General features: G+C 51.1%; 14 protein-coding genes. 4 read left to right on the top strand and 10 right to left on the bottom strand.

Annotated features, from left to right (window positions below; translation table 11 throughout):
• Positions 1 to 26: 26 nt before the first annotated feature.
• Positions 27 to 1022, top strand: a complete 996-nt coding sequence (locus EDM21_RS20850) for an ABC transporter substrate-binding protein (RefSeq protein ID WP_157338422.1) — start codon at positions 27 to 29, stop codon at positions 1020 to 1022.
• A 236-nt stretch (positions 1023 to 1258) separates the two neighbouring features.
• Positions 1259 to 1909 carry a DedA family protein gene (locus EDM21_RS20845; protein ID WP_157338342.1) on the top strand — a complete coding sequence of 217 codons (651 nt, stop codon included), beginning with the start codon at positions 1259 to 1261 and terminating at the stop codon, positions 1907 to 1909.
• 6 nt (positions 1910 to 1915) lie between these two features.
• Here the strand turns inward: EDM21_RS20845 and EDM21_RS20840 are convergent, their stop codons facing one another.
• The 10 genes from EDM21_RS20840 to EDM21_RS20790 form a co-directional block, all read right to left on the bottom strand.
• Entirely contained in the window at positions 1916 to 2788 is an 873-nt protein-coding gene (locus EDM21_RS20840) for a polysaccharide deacetylase family protein (protein WP_157338341.1), read from the bottom strand.
• A gap of 343 nt (positions 2789 to 3131) precedes the next feature.
• Positions 3132 to 4298, bottom strand: coding sequence for an AAA family ATPase (locus EDM21_RS20835; protein WP_268893101.1), 1167 nt, complete (start codon positions 4296 to 4298; stop codon positions 3132 to 3134).
• 53 nt (positions 4299 to 4351) lie between these two features.
• Entirely contained in the window at positions 4352 to 5050 is a 699-nt protein-coding gene (gene pnuC / locus EDM21_RS20825; protein WP_157338340.1) for a nicotinamide riboside transporter PnuC, read from the bottom strand.
• A 68-nt stretch (positions 5051 to 5118) separates the two neighbouring features.
• The gene (locus EDM21_RS20820) at positions 5119 to 5943 is read right to left on the bottom strand and encodes an NUDIX domain-containing protein (RefSeq protein ID WP_157338421.1); all 825 of its coding nucleotides are present in this window, start codon (positions 5941 to 5943) and stop codon (positions 5119 to 5121) included.
• 252 nt (positions 5944 to 6195) lie between these two features.
• Positions 6196 to 6834: an ABC transporter ATP-binding protein gene (locus EDM21_RS20815; protein WP_157338339.1), complete on the bottom strand. Its 639-nt coding sequence runs from the start codon at positions 6832 to 6834 to the stop codon at positions 6196 to 6198.
• 16 nt (positions 6835 to 6850) lie between these two features.
• The gene (locus EDM21_RS20810; protein WP_157338338.1) at positions 6851 to 8350 is read right to left on the bottom strand and encodes a hypothetical protein; all 1500 of its coding nucleotides are present in this window, start codon (positions 8348 to 8350) and stop codon (positions 6851 to 6853) included.
• A 14-nt stretch (positions 8351 to 8364) separates the two neighbouring features.
• Complete coding sequence (locus tag EDM21_RS20805) at positions 8365 to 9156, bottom strand: hypothetical protein (RefSeq protein ID WP_157338337.1); 792 nt, start codon at positions 9154 to 9156, stop codon at positions 8365 to 8367.
• A gap of 260 nt (positions 9157 to 9416) precedes the next feature.
• Positions 9417 to 11615, bottom strand: coding sequence for a class I SAM-dependent methyltransferase (locus EDM21_RS20800; RefSeq protein ID WP_157338336.1), 2199 nt, complete (start codon positions 11613 to 11615; stop codon positions 9417 to 9419).
• Positions 11616 to 11794: 179 nt separating this feature from the next.
• On the bottom strand, positions 11795 to 12775 hold the full coding sequence (locus tag EDM21_RS20795; protein ID WP_157338335.1) for a hypothetical protein: 981 nt from the start codon (positions 12773 to 12775) through the stop codon (positions 11795 to 11797).
• A complete protein-coding gene (locus tag EDM21_RS20790) occupies positions 12760 to 13200 on the bottom strand; it encodes a hypothetical protein (RefSeq protein ID WP_157338334.1) in 441 nt (146 codons plus the stop codon). Before EDM21_RS20790 ends, EDM21_RS20795 begins: the two co-directional genes overlap by 16 nt.
• A 295-nt stretch (positions 13201 to 13495) precedes the next feature.
• Here EDM21_RS20790 and EDM21_RS20785 point away from each other — a divergent pair, with 295 nt between their 5' ends.
• Both EDM21_RS20785 and EDM21_RS20780 read left to right on the top strand, forming a co-directional pair.
• A complete protein-coding gene (locus tag EDM21_RS20785) occupies positions 13496 to 14245 on the top strand; it encodes an MBL fold metallo-hydrolase (RefSeq protein ID WP_157338333.1) in 750 nt (249 codons plus the stop codon).
• Between the two features lie 100 nt (positions 14246 to 14345).
• Complete coding sequence (locus EDM21_RS20780) at positions 14346 to 15011, top strand: 3'-5' exonuclease (protein WP_068777294.1); 666 nt, start codon at positions 14346 to 14348, stop codon at positions 15009 to 15011.
• Positions 15012 to 15148: the final 137 nt, after the last annotated feature.

Below are 15148 nucleotides of genomic sequence, written 5' to 3'. Positions count from 1 at the left end.
AGGAGGGAACCACCCGTATGAATCACATGAACCGTCCGAAACGGTCTCTATTCACGATTTGCCTGCTCGTTCTTACAATGATCGCTGTCGTAACCGCAGGATGCAGCAGCACCGGCACGACTCCGGCGGCTTCCGGAACACCGGGCAGCACCGGCACCCCTGCACCAGCTGCTGACACCGTACGCGAGATTACGCACGCTATGGGCAAAACAGAAATCAAAGGCACGCCGCAGCGCGTAGTCGTTCTTACAAACGAGGGCACCGAAGCCCTGCTTGAACTCGGTGTTAAGCCAGTCGGAGCCGTTAAATCCGGCGTCGGCAACACATGGTACCCCCACATCAAAGACGCGATGCAAGGGGTGACCGAGTTAGGTGAAGAGGTTCAGCCGAACCAGGAGCTGATCGTCTCCTTGAAGCCGGATCTGATCATCGGCAACAAAGTCAGACACGAGAAAATCTACGACCAGCTGACCAAAATCGCTCCTACGGTATTTGCTGAAGATTTGAGCGGCAAGTGGAAGAAGAATTTTGCTCTGTACGCCGAGGCCCTTAACAAGAAAGCGGAAGGCGACAAAGCGATGGAAAACTACAACAAACATGTTGCTGACGTGAAGGGCAAATTCGGAGACAAAACATCCGCCAAAGTATCCATTGTCCGCTTCCTTCCGAATGCGGTCCGGATCTATCAGAAGGATACATTCGCCGGCATCATTCTGCAGGATCTGGGATTCGCCCGTCCGGCTGCCCAGGATAAGAATGCCTTCATGGAGGTTATTACCAAAGAACGCATGGCCGATATGGATGGCGATATTATGTTCTACTTCAACTCTGATTACGATGACAGCAAGGGCGGCACGAAATCCCAGCAGGAGTGGATGAAAGATCCTCTCTACACGAATCTGAATGTTGCCAAGAACAACAAAGCGTTCCAAATCGACGAGATCATCTGGAATACATCAGGCGGTATTAAGTCAGCTAATCTGATGCTGGACGATTTCGTGAAATACGCGGATAAACTGTAAACTGCAAGCTGAAAATCCCCCTCATACAACACGTCATCATCGGATGGCGGTGACTGTATGAGGGGGATTTTTGTGCTTCTCCCGTGCTTGTACAACGTGTGCTGACGGCCTTCCGGGCAGGCGTTACCAAGACTAAGGTCCAGATCATAACTAAACCCGGGGCTATTATGAATACCTTCTCAACTAGCTATACTGATAAGGCGCAAACAAATGTCGAAGTCTTGAAGGAGTCTGCAATGGAATGGATCAGTGAGCTTTTCGAACAATACGGATATGGAGTTTTGTTTCTGGGGTTATTCGCAGAGTCCCTCGCCATTCCCTTCCCGGGAGAGTTGGCCATGGCGATTTCCGGTCATATGGCGGCGGGAGGGACGTTTCACCTGCTGTGGATTATGCTTGTTTCTTACCTGGGAGCTATCATCGGCACGATCGTCACTTATGTGATGGGCCGCAAGCTCGGGAGGCCTTTTTTTGATAAATACGGAAAGTACATTCTACTCAAACCGCAGCGGATCGACACCTTAACCACCTGGTTCGCCAAATACAGCGACAAGCTCATTCTCGTCAGCTATTTCGTTCCGGGTCTGCGGCATTTTACCGGATATATTGCGGGAATTCTGAAAGTCCGCAGCCGCACTTTCTTCCTCTATAACTCTGTAAGCGGTCTGATCTGGGTCATCCTGTATGTGATGGTCGGCTATATCTTCGGCAATAAAATCGAGCTGCTGCTGCATCTGATTGCCCAATATTCCGTGTGGGCCGTGGCGGGCGGAGCAATTGTGCTGACGACATTCATCCTCGTACGGAAGAATAAAGCCAGCTTGGCTGCCTGGGCGCGTTCCCGTTATCACCGCCTGTTTAAGCTCTCTGCCGATTCGGATCGTTGAAATTGTTCAGTAACGGAGCGCTTCCAGCCTGGCCAGCAAATCGTGAGCCGTCATCTCAGGCTCCCCTGCATTCACTCGGTAGATTTCGTTGTTTCCTTGCCTGTTCAGACCTTCTTTGATTGTAAAAAACAACTGAAAACCGATACCCTCCGCAATCTCTTTGACCTGGTCCGTGTAGGCTCCGTAAGGAAAAGCCAGCAGTTTGGCACGATTGCCCAGCTCCTCTGTAAACCTTCGTTCCATCAGAGACAAGTCACTACGGATACGCGCCGCATATTCTTCTTCTGTCTCCAGCCGGCCCAGCGTCTCAAGATACATCGCATGAGTCAGGGCCGGCTCACAATTAAGCTGCCGGTCCACCGGCACCTGATTGTGAAGCCGGTAGGTATGGCTGTAGAATTCCATCCCTGCCCGTTTCATCTCTCTCATCTGATTCCAGCTCAAATGGGGAATAGCCTTGGGCTGATAGAAATCTGAAGACTGCCCTATTATGAAATTGGTGGCGGTCATTTTGAAGTCTTGTAACAGCGGATAAGCTTGCGTATAAAATGATTCATATCCATCGTCAAATGTAATCACAATGGAGTTAGGAGGAATCTCTTTTCCCAGGAGAATAAATTCGGTAAATGTGTTCATAGAGATCACCTGGTAATGCGAATCCGACAAGGCCCGGAGATGTTCTCTAAACCGAGAAGTCGTAATGGTTCCGCGATTCTGGCGGTCCGCGCTCTGATCAGGAACAATATCATGATAGAGCAAAACCAACACGCCATCTTTATATTGGGCCGTTATCCCCCTTGGCTTATATTCAATAATCCCCCATAATGACAGAAGCGCAAACACGCAAAAAATGAGACCGGTAACAATGAATTTCCACACCCGTTAACTCCGCCTATTCCATAAATATAAATCTTTTACAATTCTATATTTTACTATATTCCGATCGAAAATTTATATATTTTTAATAGAGTCCTTACAAAAAAATGGCGCCGGTATAAATCGGCGCCATAGTCTCATGATACATTCGAGGGAGGATTCAGCAGACTGAAACACAGCGGTTGGAGAGAATGAACATGCTGCACCGTTAATCATAAAGAGCGTTAATCTGCCGTATAGGAATCAACATCCGTATGCAGGAGGTCCTCAGCGTGATACGGCTTATTTCATGTATCAAGGGGGGGACTGGTTGCACCGGGCGGCTGGAGGACGTTCCTGTTCGGATTCACATGTCCGTCTGCGCGAACATCTCATATAGGCTGCGATACTTGCGAAGTTTAGCCAGTACCGCATCCGCCCGGGCGGCGCGCTGCTGCAGAGTCCCCTGCAGCAGGATATAAGGGATACGGCGCATGTGCAGATCGGCCAGTATCTGCTTCTGGAACAGCTGCCGCTTCACATCGCCCGAGCGATCCCATGTGTCGTCATACGGAATGTCCGTATCGCAGACGAATACGAGATCGTAGCGGGTTGCCGCAGCGTCAGCCAGTTCATGGAGCCGGGGCAGAGCCTCCCCGTAATAGTCCATCGAGAACTGCAATGTCGTCCGTGCATCGGTATCGACGAACAGGAATCTGCGGGCGTCCGCTGCCATCTCGTCTTCCCTGGCTGCATGGCCTTCCGCAATCTCGACCAGCTGCTCCTTCGTTACCCGGCGTCCGATCTGGTGCTCGGCCCAATACTCCCGTCCGTATTCAGGCATCCAGACGGTATGATGCCGGGCCGCCAGATGCGCGGTGAGGGTCGTCTTGCCGGTGGAAGGGGCTCCGAGTAAGACGACCCGGGCGATCAGGTCCCGGTACACAACCGGGTCCACATAACGGCGCTCGGCATAAGGGTCCTGCCGGACCCGGGTACCCGAGACCGGTACCCGGATGCGCTGCGGATCGACCTGCCGGTTCACTGCCCCGAGCGCCACGCTCATATGCTCGCCGTACCGCTCGCTGCTGTAGAAGTTCGTGATCGTCCGGCCGTCCAGCAGCCGGATAATGTAATCCTCGTGGCTTGCCTCGATCTCCCGCGTATAGCCGGTCTCGGACGGTCCTCCCCACGCCTCGATAACCTGGACGGCCGGGTACAGCGTCCGAATCCAGCCGGCCCTTACCGGCAGCGGAATGTCGGTAACCTCCGGGCTGTCGTAAATGATGACGATCACCTCATCATTCTCCCGGAGTGCCTTCTCGATCATGAGCTGATGCCCTTTCTGCAGGGGAGCGAATTTGCCAAGCGTAAGACCGGTTGTAGGCTTGGTTTGCTCGGTTGGCTTGGTTTGCTTGGTTTGCTTGGTTTGCTTGGTTTGCTCGGTTGGTTTAGTTTGCTCGGTTGGTTTAGTTTCCTTGATCGGCGTTGTTTGCTCAGTTTGTTCTGCTGCCGTTAGCGGATTAGTTTCCAATGCTCATGCACCTCTTTTCATAAATTTTTTATCACCCGAATTCTTGGGCCCTCTTAACCTTCAACGGCTCCGTTCATTGTTCCAGGCTGCGGTGCCGCAGATTCCGTATCTTTCGCCGCTTTCGCCTGGTCTGCCCTATAGTTTCTTCTCCATGTAACTAGCCCCGAAATCGCAATTCCCAGATAGATCAAGTAGAGCAGCGCGATCATGTCCAGCCCTTTATACGCGTACATCCCGACAGACAATACATCGATTACAATCCAGATGATCCAATTCTCCAGAATTTTGGCCGACAGCAGGATCTGAGCAACAATACTCAGCGTTGCAATAAAAGCATCCACGTATGGAATCGATGCGTCCGTATAGCGCTCCAGCACATATCCCCAGCCGCCCGAGGCTGCTACGAGAAACAGCGCAAGCGGGAGAATCCCCCATGGACGCAGTCTTCGGGTCGGTCTTACATCGGCCGTTCCTCTGCGTGTCAGCCAGACAACCCAGCCGTAAATGCTCAGGATGAAGAAAAAGATTTGCAGCGTCATATCCGCGTACAGCTTCACTTCCCAGAATGTATAGAAGAAGAGAGCCACGTTAATCATCGAAATCGGCCAGGCCCATATATTTTCCCTGGCGGTCAGCCACACGCAGAGCAAACCCGTCGCGGTAGCGGCAATTTCAAGGGCCGTGGACGAAGTCAGCCAGGCTAACACTAAGATGACGGCCAGCAGGATGATTGGAGTCCATGTTTTTTTCATAGGAAACACTCCTTATATAGTTATAATAATAATATCAAAACGACAATATTAAAACTTAAAAGAGAAGCCTAGCTGTAAATGGACAGCTGAGGCGAATAATCGGTAAACCGGTATAGCTGTGCGGCACGCTGTGAATATTGGTTGGACAGCTTCTGCTTCCCTTGATGATCCAGAACCTCTTCGATAATTCCTTGCCTGCTCTGTGTGGAAGTAATCTTGCGTATAAAATTCCGCTCCTCGAACTCGGGCACGACGGTCTGAATGACCTGATACAGCTCGCTCATCGTAAATTCGGCGGGGAGAAATTCCTTGGCAATGGTCGTGGTCAGCATGTGCTGTCTGATACGGTCTGCCGCGTCCTGCAGAATCCGCTTGTGGTCAAAGGCAAGCTCCATTCCAAGCGCCTCCTCCACTGTAAAAAGCTTGACGTCCGCTGCATCATCCGCCGCTTGACGGCCCGCCAAGTACTGCTCATGCACGAGGGCAAAGAAAGCATGAGAGATGATCCAGCCTCTCGGGTCGCGATCCGGCGTGCTGTACACGTTGAAATACTCCATGTGCACGTCCGCGACGCCTGTCTCCTCTCTCAGCTCGCGCCTCGCGCAGTCGTGCATCGTTTCCGTCTCTTTGCAGAAGCCTCCGGGAAGCGCCCACTGCCCTGCGAACGGCCAGCTTTTACGCTGGATCAGCAGTACTTGCAGTTCGCGGTGCGGCAGCGACTTCTTGGCCGTCTTCCTGGCGGTCGACGTGATCGTGAAAATCACGATGTCCGCAGGGGCCCCGTCCGGAGTCCGGTACTTGCCCGCCGAGTAGCCGGCGGCTTCGCTGCCATTCGGGGCAGCTTGACCAGCCGCGCTGCGGGTCTCCTCCGCGGATTCGGCATCGGATGCCAGGCGTTTATCCGTCAGTGATTCCGCCGCTGCAAGAGCTGCTGTATCTGCTGATGAAGGCTCTGCCGCTCTACTCTGTGCGGCGGCTGCGGCTGCCTGCGAAGATTCAGATGCCGCTTGGTTGAAGCTGTTAGTCATTTTAGGGGGATTCAAAGCTGCACCTGCCTTTCCAAATTCATATATTCATTATGATAATATCAATATGACACATTAAATTAGGAACGTCAACTTCTACTTTTCTGCTTCATTTCAGTGCTATACCACTCTTTCCAAGGCATAACGATGAATCCGGAACACCTGATCACACAGCAGATCAATATCTTCTTGATTGTGACTCGTTAAGAGAATCGTCTTTCCCTCTTTCTTAAACGCTAAAAGCAGTTCACGTACGGAATGGACACTATCCGCGTCCAAGGCATTGAAAGGCTCGTCCAGGATCAGAACCTCCTGCTTTTCCATAATAGCCTGGGCAAGCGCAAGCTTTTGCTTCATTCCCAGCGAGTAATTCTTCACTTTCTGCTCTGCATTAGGATTAAGATCTACTTGCGTCATCGCTTGTCTGATCTCCTGGGGCGTAATGCGACCTTGGATATCCGCGAGTCGCTTCAAATTCTCATAACCCGTAATGCCCCCGATATAGCCGGGACGGTCGATAATAATTCCGAAATTAACCGGAAAATGAGATCTTTTATCACGGTAAACCGGATCAATCGTAATCTGCCCTGCATCGGGATGTATAAATCCGCAGATCATTTTAAACAAGACAGATTTGCCGGAACCGTTATGTCCGACAATTCCGTGAATCTTACCTTGGTCAAACGCAGCTGTCGCATGTTCGAATAGTTGAATCCCTTTATAGGATTTACTCACATTATCCAGGTTAATCACCGTCATATCTCCCGCTCCTTTGTTACAATGAAATTTTTCTTTTCCTGAACAAATAAATAATCAAACCCATCTCTAAAAGAAGATAAGTCACCAATACAATCGTAATCCGGAAGATTTCATGGCTGCCCTGTGTGACATAGCCCATGCTGTTTAGTGCAAACGGAAGCCATTGATCAGGATTGATGAAAGGCAACCCCATCACGATCAGGACACCTATTGCGCCGAGGCTGTAAGCGGCTTCCTGCCAGATCCAGCTTACAATAAAAAGAATCAGAATGTAGTTCAGCATCTGGAGCAGCCCGTTGATAAAGAAATGATACAAGTAATAGGGAAGTAAAGCAGAGTCAGCCTCTCCCCCATCCCATTTCATATTAAGCCCTTGCAGGAGACCGAATACGATTGTGGCGCCAGCGAGCAGAAGCAAAAGTCCAAGTATACTCAGTACGGTCTTCTTCATCAGTTGCCCAAACCAGCGGTTGAGGGACTTATAACGGATCAGCAAGTAATAAATACGGCCATTCAGTAGTTCACTCAAATGCAGCTGAAATAAATAAACAAATCCTATAAAGACCACACAATAAAATAAATAGACATAGAGGGAAAATCCTTCTTCAGAAACTCCATAGAACAATAAATAGAGGTTCTCCCAGACCGTCGTAACCTTCACCCCCGGATGCGTGAATGGTGCGGCAATTCCCAATACGCAAATGGCGATGTAAACAGGGATACGGTAATAATCAGCCAGAAAAGTGAATACTCTCCGCATCTTTGCCCAACTCCGTACAGCAATAAAAGCAAAGCAGAGAAAGAGGAAGAAAGACAGAACGAGAAATGGCGGTACTACGGAATTAAAAGAATCGTAAGAATAAGAAAGTATGCTATAGTTGGTTACTTTCGCATAATGGTACGAGGCCGGCACAACTTTAAACGATAGGACAGCCCCGATAAAAAGAAACACGCTCGTTCCGGCCATCACACCCGGCTTCGGGAACAAAACGTAAACCGAGGCAGCAAGCACATGAATCGCAATCAGAAACAGACTGATTAAAGCCGTCTGGATCAATAAAATCAGCCAGGGAGAAAAACCCGTCTTCTGTAAGGAGAAGAGAAAGACATTCATAGGTCCTTCCGTAGATCCCCAGATACTCCAATGACTTTCCTGCGGAAGACCTGCAGTGACTATGAAGCTTTCGATTATCCACAGAAATTGAAGGAGCAATAGAAACGGACAGATTTTGACGATCGTATAGAGCATCCACTTCGGAAAACTTTTAAGCCGGATAAGAAGCGTATATTCCCACTCTTTGATTAGCAGCTGACCGGATAAAAACAACCAGAAAGGGAGGAGCAGATACAAAATAAAAAAAGGACTGTTCAAACTCGTAAAAACGATATCCCATTGATTGAATGGAAGCTCCTGCTGATTCGCATATGCCGTTACCTTCGTCCGGGTACTCCATCCAAAGAGGACAAAAACAAGAACCATGAACATCCATTTCCATGTTAGGAACTCGTGCCGCATCTCTCTCCAATATCTCATGCCAGATTGTCATTGCGTTCCAAGTTCTTAGTCGCATGGACGTACAATGCAGTGCAGAGGAAGGTAAGAAATGCCAGAGGCACAAAAGCAGTCCAAATGGGCATCTGTACCGAACTAAAGGGGAAGATTGCGTCGGGAAAACGGAATGCCTTCATATCAGCCGAACTCGTGATGAAGCTTCCAAGAATATAGAGAAGAAACGGGAACGATATCGCTGCAAATTGATTTCGCATGATTAACACCATAAAAAAACCAAGTGAAGCAAAGACAGCTGCATTCAAAGCTACCCATCCCGAATAAAGGAAACCGTAGGTCAGAGAGCCATATTGCAGTAATTGTGTGAACGTATGCCGGGTATACGATTCTTGAATAACTGTAACTTCATTTAACTTATAGAACTCAGGATGATATTCAACCAATCCTAACAAAGACGAGATGTAGAATGAAAAGAGGAAGTAACCAAACGTAAACACAAAAAAAGTCCCCCAAGTAAGCAGAAAATTAGCAGCAAACTTAATCCGCAGCAATCTCCGGAGGGGAATCCGCAGGCGCGTATACACAATAAACCGGTTTTTGATTTCACCCGAAAATATACCTAAATAAACAAGGGCGGCTAAAATTACAAAAGCAAGCGGCAGCATGCCCTCCAGCATAAAAGTAAACACATCTAATCGGTCTCTGAAGGAGTAATTATTGCGCTGAATCATAAAGTAAACGAACGGCCACAGCATAATAATAAGCGAGATCACGACGCGCTTGAACGTTAAGGCACTGCGGATCTCTTTCATGACGGAATAAGATATAAGACAACATCCTCTCTATAAAGTTTTTTTCACCTGACATCTCAAAATGACTTTCTCCTGTACCTCCATCTATTAGACGAAACTTTGATAGAATTTGTCTTATTTTCACAATTATTCCACTTAACATCATCCCTACAACTTTACCTGCACATAAAAAAAGCCCCAGCTGATCCTGCCAGCTGAAGCCGATTATTTAGTAATGTTAAGATTGTGGGGCGCCAGAAGCAGCAGCCCGTTTGCGGCTGCTATCTTTTTTTCTCAATCACAATCAAGCATGTGCTGTCCGGCAGAGGAACTTCGCTCCCTTGTTCATCGGTAAAGACGATTTTACCGGCCAATGCCTCCGTATAGCCTTCCTGCAGGAAATGCCGGCTCTCGATAATCTGCGCTTCCTCCCCCAGCGTCTGCCGTATAAACGCTTCGTACTCGGATGGGGTGAAGTATCCGAACTGCTCCTGCACTTCATGCACGTAAGCTTCTTCCCCCCATGTATAGGTGTACAGAAATTCCATCGCATCGTTAACCGGCATGATCGCTTCACCATCACTTGTCAGCTCATAGCGGATCGGACGCCCTGCAAAATCCTTGGCATAGCGGCGCAGCCACTGCCCGTCTTCCTCGGCCAGGAAACGGATACGGCGCATAAGGCCGGCCGGCTCGGTCATAATGCCGTCGCGGATAATAATTCGTCCGCCGGGTGCGAGCACATCGAAGGCGCTTAGGAGAGCGGCACCGACCGTATCCCGGTTGAATTTGCTGCCATTCCACTCGATATACGAATACAGCTCATGCAGAATCGAGGAGAAAATCACAGTGCCGATGCTCCCCGGCTCCACGTAATCCTTGAGGTTCAGCGCATCGCCTCTAAGCACCTCCCAGCGGTGGTTCTCAAGCTGCTTCTTACGCTGGAGCGCTTCGATCACATTCGCGGAGATATCGATCCCGACGGGCTTGGTATCCGGCAAGTTCCGCTCGATCAAATCCAGCATAACGCCTCCTCCGGGCCCGATATCAATCACGTGTTCCCCCGTGATATAGTCCAGCATAATGCTTTTATAATCCGCAGTCGCGTTCATGTCCGCCAAATAGCCTTCCTCGTTATGAAAACGGTCGTACGCATCCCGCCGCAGCTCGAAAAGATCGAACAAGAGAAGTACCGCTTTCTCATATAAAGGAGATTTCTCCGCTTCCACGCAGAAATCAATCAGCTTCTCCGCTGCTGCCGAGAACTCGAACGTGAAGAACACCGTATCCGGCAGACTGCCGCTCCGCTCCACCCGGTGCGCCAGATGCTGGTTAGACCTTCTGATACTGCCCGTCACAATATCTTCAAAAGACAGCTCACGAAGATACTTCTCGATGATCCGTTTTTTGTAGACATTGATCTTCTTCACGCCCCGGTAATCGTAATACATCGCATTCATCAGGCGTTCGAAGCTGATATGATTGACGCCCCTTGTCTGCCCGGAAGGTTCTTCCTGCACAGCGAGCAGCAGCACCTTCACGACCTCTTCCAGAGTGAAATCTTGAAGAGCAGACTCCACATACCAGAGCGTGGATTCCTCCAGCGGGCGAAGCAGCGCCTCCAGATCGCGGCTATGAGGCTCAGAAGGCGCAGACCCGTCGGCCCGCGCCTCTGCGGCTGCCGCTGTGCTCACGGACTGCAGCACCTGCCTGTACCCGGCATCGAAGTTCTCCCCCCTTCGGATAGAGCCTGCCCTCAGCCGGCGCAGCCGGTCCTCCAGTGTCAGCCTGCCCGGACCGGCTCCGTCTGCGAGGTATCCGATCAGATCCTCGACCTCGGAGCGGACTTCTTCCCACAGCTGCGGTGAAACGGCTGTGATGATGCACTGGTTCAGCGGCATCAGCAGGCTGGCCAGCTCTACCGGAGCAAGCAGCCCTTGATGAACTAGCTGAACCAGAGGAAGGTTGCCCTGGAACGGGACCTCTCCCCGGATGTACTGGCCAATCAGGCCATGAGTTTCGATTAGCGTGCGAATGACCGAAGTTCTGCCCGGAACCGGGCCCGGGGCTGAGGCTGCTGTAGTTGTACCTGCTCGTTGATCCATACCCTCTGGGTGTGCAAACCTATCATAGAGCTGGGCAGAGCCGATGTTATGGACGAACAGGTTAATTCCGGCTTTCTGCCACTGCAGCCGCTGGCGCAGAGTTCCGCCTTTGGCCGTTTCCGACCAGACCAGCACTTCCTCCAGAATCTCGCGCACCCAGAAAGACAGCTTCAGTCCGTCCAGCACTTCCAGCGTCCGCTCTACATAATCCAGCACCGGATTCGCATCTGCCAGTTCCTGAAGCGATTGAATCCGCTCCAAATTCACCACCCGTTCCTCCGCAGAGACAAGATAACCGAGCCACGGAGTATCTTTTACCGGTACAGATTCATCTCCATGACGGTAGGCCGAAATAGCAGATAATGATCTAAGCATAAGAAACGCCTCACACCTCTCCACACCAAATTAATATAACTCCGCGTTCACCAGACATTCATTCTTCTAATATTCTCCTAATCCCCGTCCCCATCGCTGTGATGATCGCCCAAATCTCAAGGTTAAGCAGGATTTTGTCCAGACGTGCCTTCTCGGGTCAAGACCGCCTGTTGGCCTTGCTAAGCGTACTTACCCGCCATCGGTAGAATCAGTTCAGTTTTCTCATCGACAAAAACAATTGCGCTGCCGGCTCTCTCCGCACGGCTGAACGCCATGCGTACGCCCGCACCCGCAATAATGCCGAATACGTCCGGCAGAATCAGGCTGGTCAGGAAACCGGCCCCCATGGCCGTGCCGGTCTTGGCCGAGCGTGTAAGAATCGCCGGGAGGACTGGCTGGAAGCTGCGCTTACCCGTGATGAGATGTCTGCCCTCGCCGAAGGCGATCAGCACGAAGGGAAGCCCCGGAAGCACCGCTTCCAGAATATCCCGACTGGCCGAGTCGAACAGGGAAGCCATCGGCGCTTTAACGGCCTGCTCGATATCTCCGTTGTATATGCCGCTTCCGAGGATCCTATCGGCCGTGCCGTCCACGTCTGCCAGCACATCATCGGTCACGAGCACCTCAATATCCGGATAGCGCTCAAGCGCCTCCTTTACATAGCCAATCGACTCCGTCGCTTTCAGGGAGAGTTCCTCCACAACCGCCCCGCTGTCATCCGTAATGACAAGGTCCCAGCCGGGCTGCACAGCGGATTCCGCAAGCTCTGCCGTCTGCCCCGGCTCCAGGTGGATATCCCCTACATATTCGCCTTCGTTGAGCTTGTCCCTCACCAATACTTCAAAATATTTGCCCTTCCAGGCGCTCACGAGTCCCGCGAGCTGCTCCGCCCCCATCCCGGCCGCTTCATCCAGGCTCATGGCCGGGAAAGCCAACCCGAAAGCTTCTTCCATTTGCGGGGTGATGAGAGATTCGTCCAGACGATCTCCATAGAAAATCGAAGATAACCCGGCTGCCAGTGCCGCACTGTCGAGCAGGGCCTTCTCGCGTCCTGCTAGGTGCTTTTTATATAAATCCTGTACGGTCTTCCTGCCCTGATGTCCCTCTACCCGGATCTTAGCTCCATAGTAGGAGGATAACTTGATCAGTTCATCATCCATATCATTCCACCTGCCGCCGCAACGGATATACATGCCGAAATAAGGACGGCATACAAAATCAGCTTACTGTGCTGCATCCGGCGCGCATTCGTCTGTTCCGTCATGGCCTTGGTCAAGCCGGACAAGGTCTGTTCCAGCTCCGCCGCCCGCTTCTCTAAACTCGCCATCCGATCTTGGATACCATTCAATTGATGCGAATGAGCGGCCAGGGTCTGCTGCGCGTCATCTATACGGCTGCCGAGCCCGGTTAGCCTGATGTCCGTCGTATCGCGAGTCTGCTTCATTTGTCCCCGCAGCGTGTCGATCTCCCGGTCCACCCCGATCAGAATCTCACCGTATACTTCACCAAACTCCACGATTTTTTCTTCTACGGTTTTGCCGGTCAGGCTGTTATAGCCCTTTTTAACCTTATCTAGAATTTTCATACCGATCTTCCTTCTTCCTGCTGTGCGGCGGGCCTTAAGACCCGGATCTTTTTTGCACTTTTTCGACAAAAAGGAGTTGATCTCCTTCTCGATGGGCTCCTCTTCCCCGAGAACTCTCCAGCAAGTCGTGCGTAAGGGCACTGCCCTTTTCTGGGAACAGGATTTGTCTTGCACATTGGAGGAATTGCCGCTACAGTTAAATTAATTAGGACAAAAGGACCTTACTATCCGCCCGAAGCGGGGTTAGGCCTGCTGCCAGATTAGCTTTTCTACAAACGAATCGGAGGGACGCACCATGAATGTACTCATTATGGGCAGTGCCAGCGCAACGGGAAGCAGGGAAAGAGACAATACCTACCTGCTTCTTCAGCATGAACTCGGGGATTGGCTCATTGACACCGGAGGCAATCCGCTCGGGAAGCTTAAGCAGGCTTCGATACCTCTTGACCGAATCCAAGGAGTCATTCTGACTCATTTTCATATCGATCATATCTATGGGCTGCCTTCCCTGTTATGGGGAATGTGGCTCGGCCAAAGAAAGAAACCGCTGATCATCTGCTGCCCGCACGACCACCGGGACCAGCTTCAAGCTATTCTTGATGCGTACGGCACGGAGAAATGGCCGGTTGGTTTCGAAATCCAGGTGCGCCCTTACGACTGCGCTGAGGAAACTCTCCTGCTCCGGCAGGGGGACCTGAGCGTCACTTCTTTTACCAGTCTGCACTCCGGTTCAACAGCGGGGATGAAGATCCGCCAGCAGGACAAGATCCTCATATATTCTTGCGACACCGCGCCGAATCCGTGGATCAGGGATCAAGAGCAGGTGGACGTCCTGATCCATGAAGCTACCGAGGCACGCGGTACGATGTCGATTCACACCAGTCTGGAAAATATTTTCCAGTACTATCCGTTAGAGCGGATCGGACAAGTCATCGCGATCCATCTGACCGATGATGAGCCTTATGAAGAAGTTATCGAACAATACAAAGAAAGCGGCACCTTTAACGTGACACTGGCACAAGATATGATGAGGGTTGATCTGTAGAAGATTCACCCCGATTCTCCAGAGGAACATACTTTCGCTGGCAAATAGCAGTCGGATAACCTTGCTATCATGCAGGTATTAACACATAAGAGGTGGAAACATGAAATTTATCGTGTACGATCTGGAAATGACAGTCACACGCAAAAAGATCCAGGTCTCCGAGATTATCGAAATCGGTGCCGTTCAAATCGAGCTGGTCGACGGCAAACCGGCGGTCACAGGGACCTTCCAGTCATTCGTCAAGCCCGACCGCTCCCCCGTTATTTCGGCTTCGACCCGGGCACTTACCGGCATCACACAGAGCGAGCTGCAGTCGGCGGAGACATGGCCGCTTGTGCAGGAACGGCTGCTGGAGTGGATTGGCGGCGGCGAGTATTACTTGTGCGCCTGGGGGCCGGACGATCTCATTCAGCTCGGCAGCGACTGCCGCATGCATGGGACGAAGACGGACTGGATCCGCAACCACAACAACCTGCAGAAGCTGATGGCGGGCCTGGTCCAGCAGGATAAGCAGCAGCAGATCGGCCTGAAGACGGCGCTGGAATACTGGAACATTCCGTTTGACGGCTCCCATCACCGCGCTCTGGACGATGCCATCAACACAGCCAAACTGTTCGTTCACTTGTATGACCAGCTGACGCTCGAAACCAACGAAATGAGCGACCTTCCGCTCTATTCCACCGAAGTGGTCTATAAGACGGGAACCTTTACGAATTCCCCGTTTGAAAAGCTCGCCCTGTTTGCAGAAAAGGAACCTACGGCTTAACGTAGGTTCCTTCAGATTGCAGACAAACTCCTTTGTTCCGAATGGAACTCAGGAGTTTGTCTTGTTTGGAGAAATAAAAAACTCAAAAATGCAGTAAGTTTCTGTTTTGAGCCACCGGTTCTCCAAAGCCAGGTGGC

It is taken from the genome of Paenibacillus lutrae, assembly GCF_009757775.1.
GTDB lineage: Bacteria > Bacillota > Bacilli > Paenibacillales > NBRC-103111 > Paenibacillus_F > Paenibacillus_F lutrae.
This window is presented reverse-complemented; position numbering and strand designations above follow the sequence as displayed.

Bases quoted from the DNA above. Each gene is read 5' to 3' on its own strand.
- EDM21_RS20815 (WP_157338339.1), bottom strand. From the start codon at position 6,834: ATGACGGTGATTAACCTGGATAATGTGAGTAAATCCTATAAAGGGATT.
- EDM21_RS20780 (WP_068777294.1), top strand. From the start codon at position 14,346: ATGAAATTTATCGTGTACGATCTGGAAATGACAGTCACACGCAAAAAG.
- EDM21_RS20810 (WP_157338338.1), bottom strand. From the start codon at position 8,350: ATGCGGCACGAGTTCCTAACATGGAAATGGATGTTCATGGTTCTTGTT.
- EDM21_RS20790 (WP_157338334.1), bottom strand. From the start codon at position 13,200: ATGAAAATTCTAGATAAGGTTAAAAAGGGCTATAACAGCCTGACCGGC.
- EDM21_RS20785 (WP_157338333.1), top strand. From the start codon at position 13,496: ATGAATGTACTCATTATGGGCAGTGCCAGCGCAACGGGAAGCAGGGAA.
- EDM21_RS20845 (WP_157338342.1), top strand. From the start codon at position 1,259: ATGGAATGGATCAGTGAGCTTTTCGAACAATACGGATATGGAGTTTTG.
- pnuC (WP_157338340.1), bottom strand. From the start codon at position 5,050: ATGAAAAAAACATGGACTCCAATCATCCTGCTGGCCGTCATCTTAGTG.
- EDM21_RS20805 (WP_157338337.1), bottom strand. From the start codon at position 9,156: ATGAAAGAGATCCGCAGTGCCTTAACGTTCAAGCGCGTCGTGATCTCG.
- EDM21_RS20795 (WP_157338335.1), bottom strand. From the start codon at position 12,775: ATGGATGATGAACTGATCAAGTTATCCTCCTACTATGGAGCTAAGATC.
- EDM21_RS20850 (WP_157338422.1), top strand. From the start codon at position 27: ATGAACCGTCCGAAACGGTCTCTATTCACGATTTGCCTGCTCGTTCTT.
- EDM21_RS20800 (WP_157338336.1), bottom strand. From the start codon at position 11,615: ATGCTTAGATCATTATCTGCTATTTCGGCCTACCGTCATGGAGATGAA.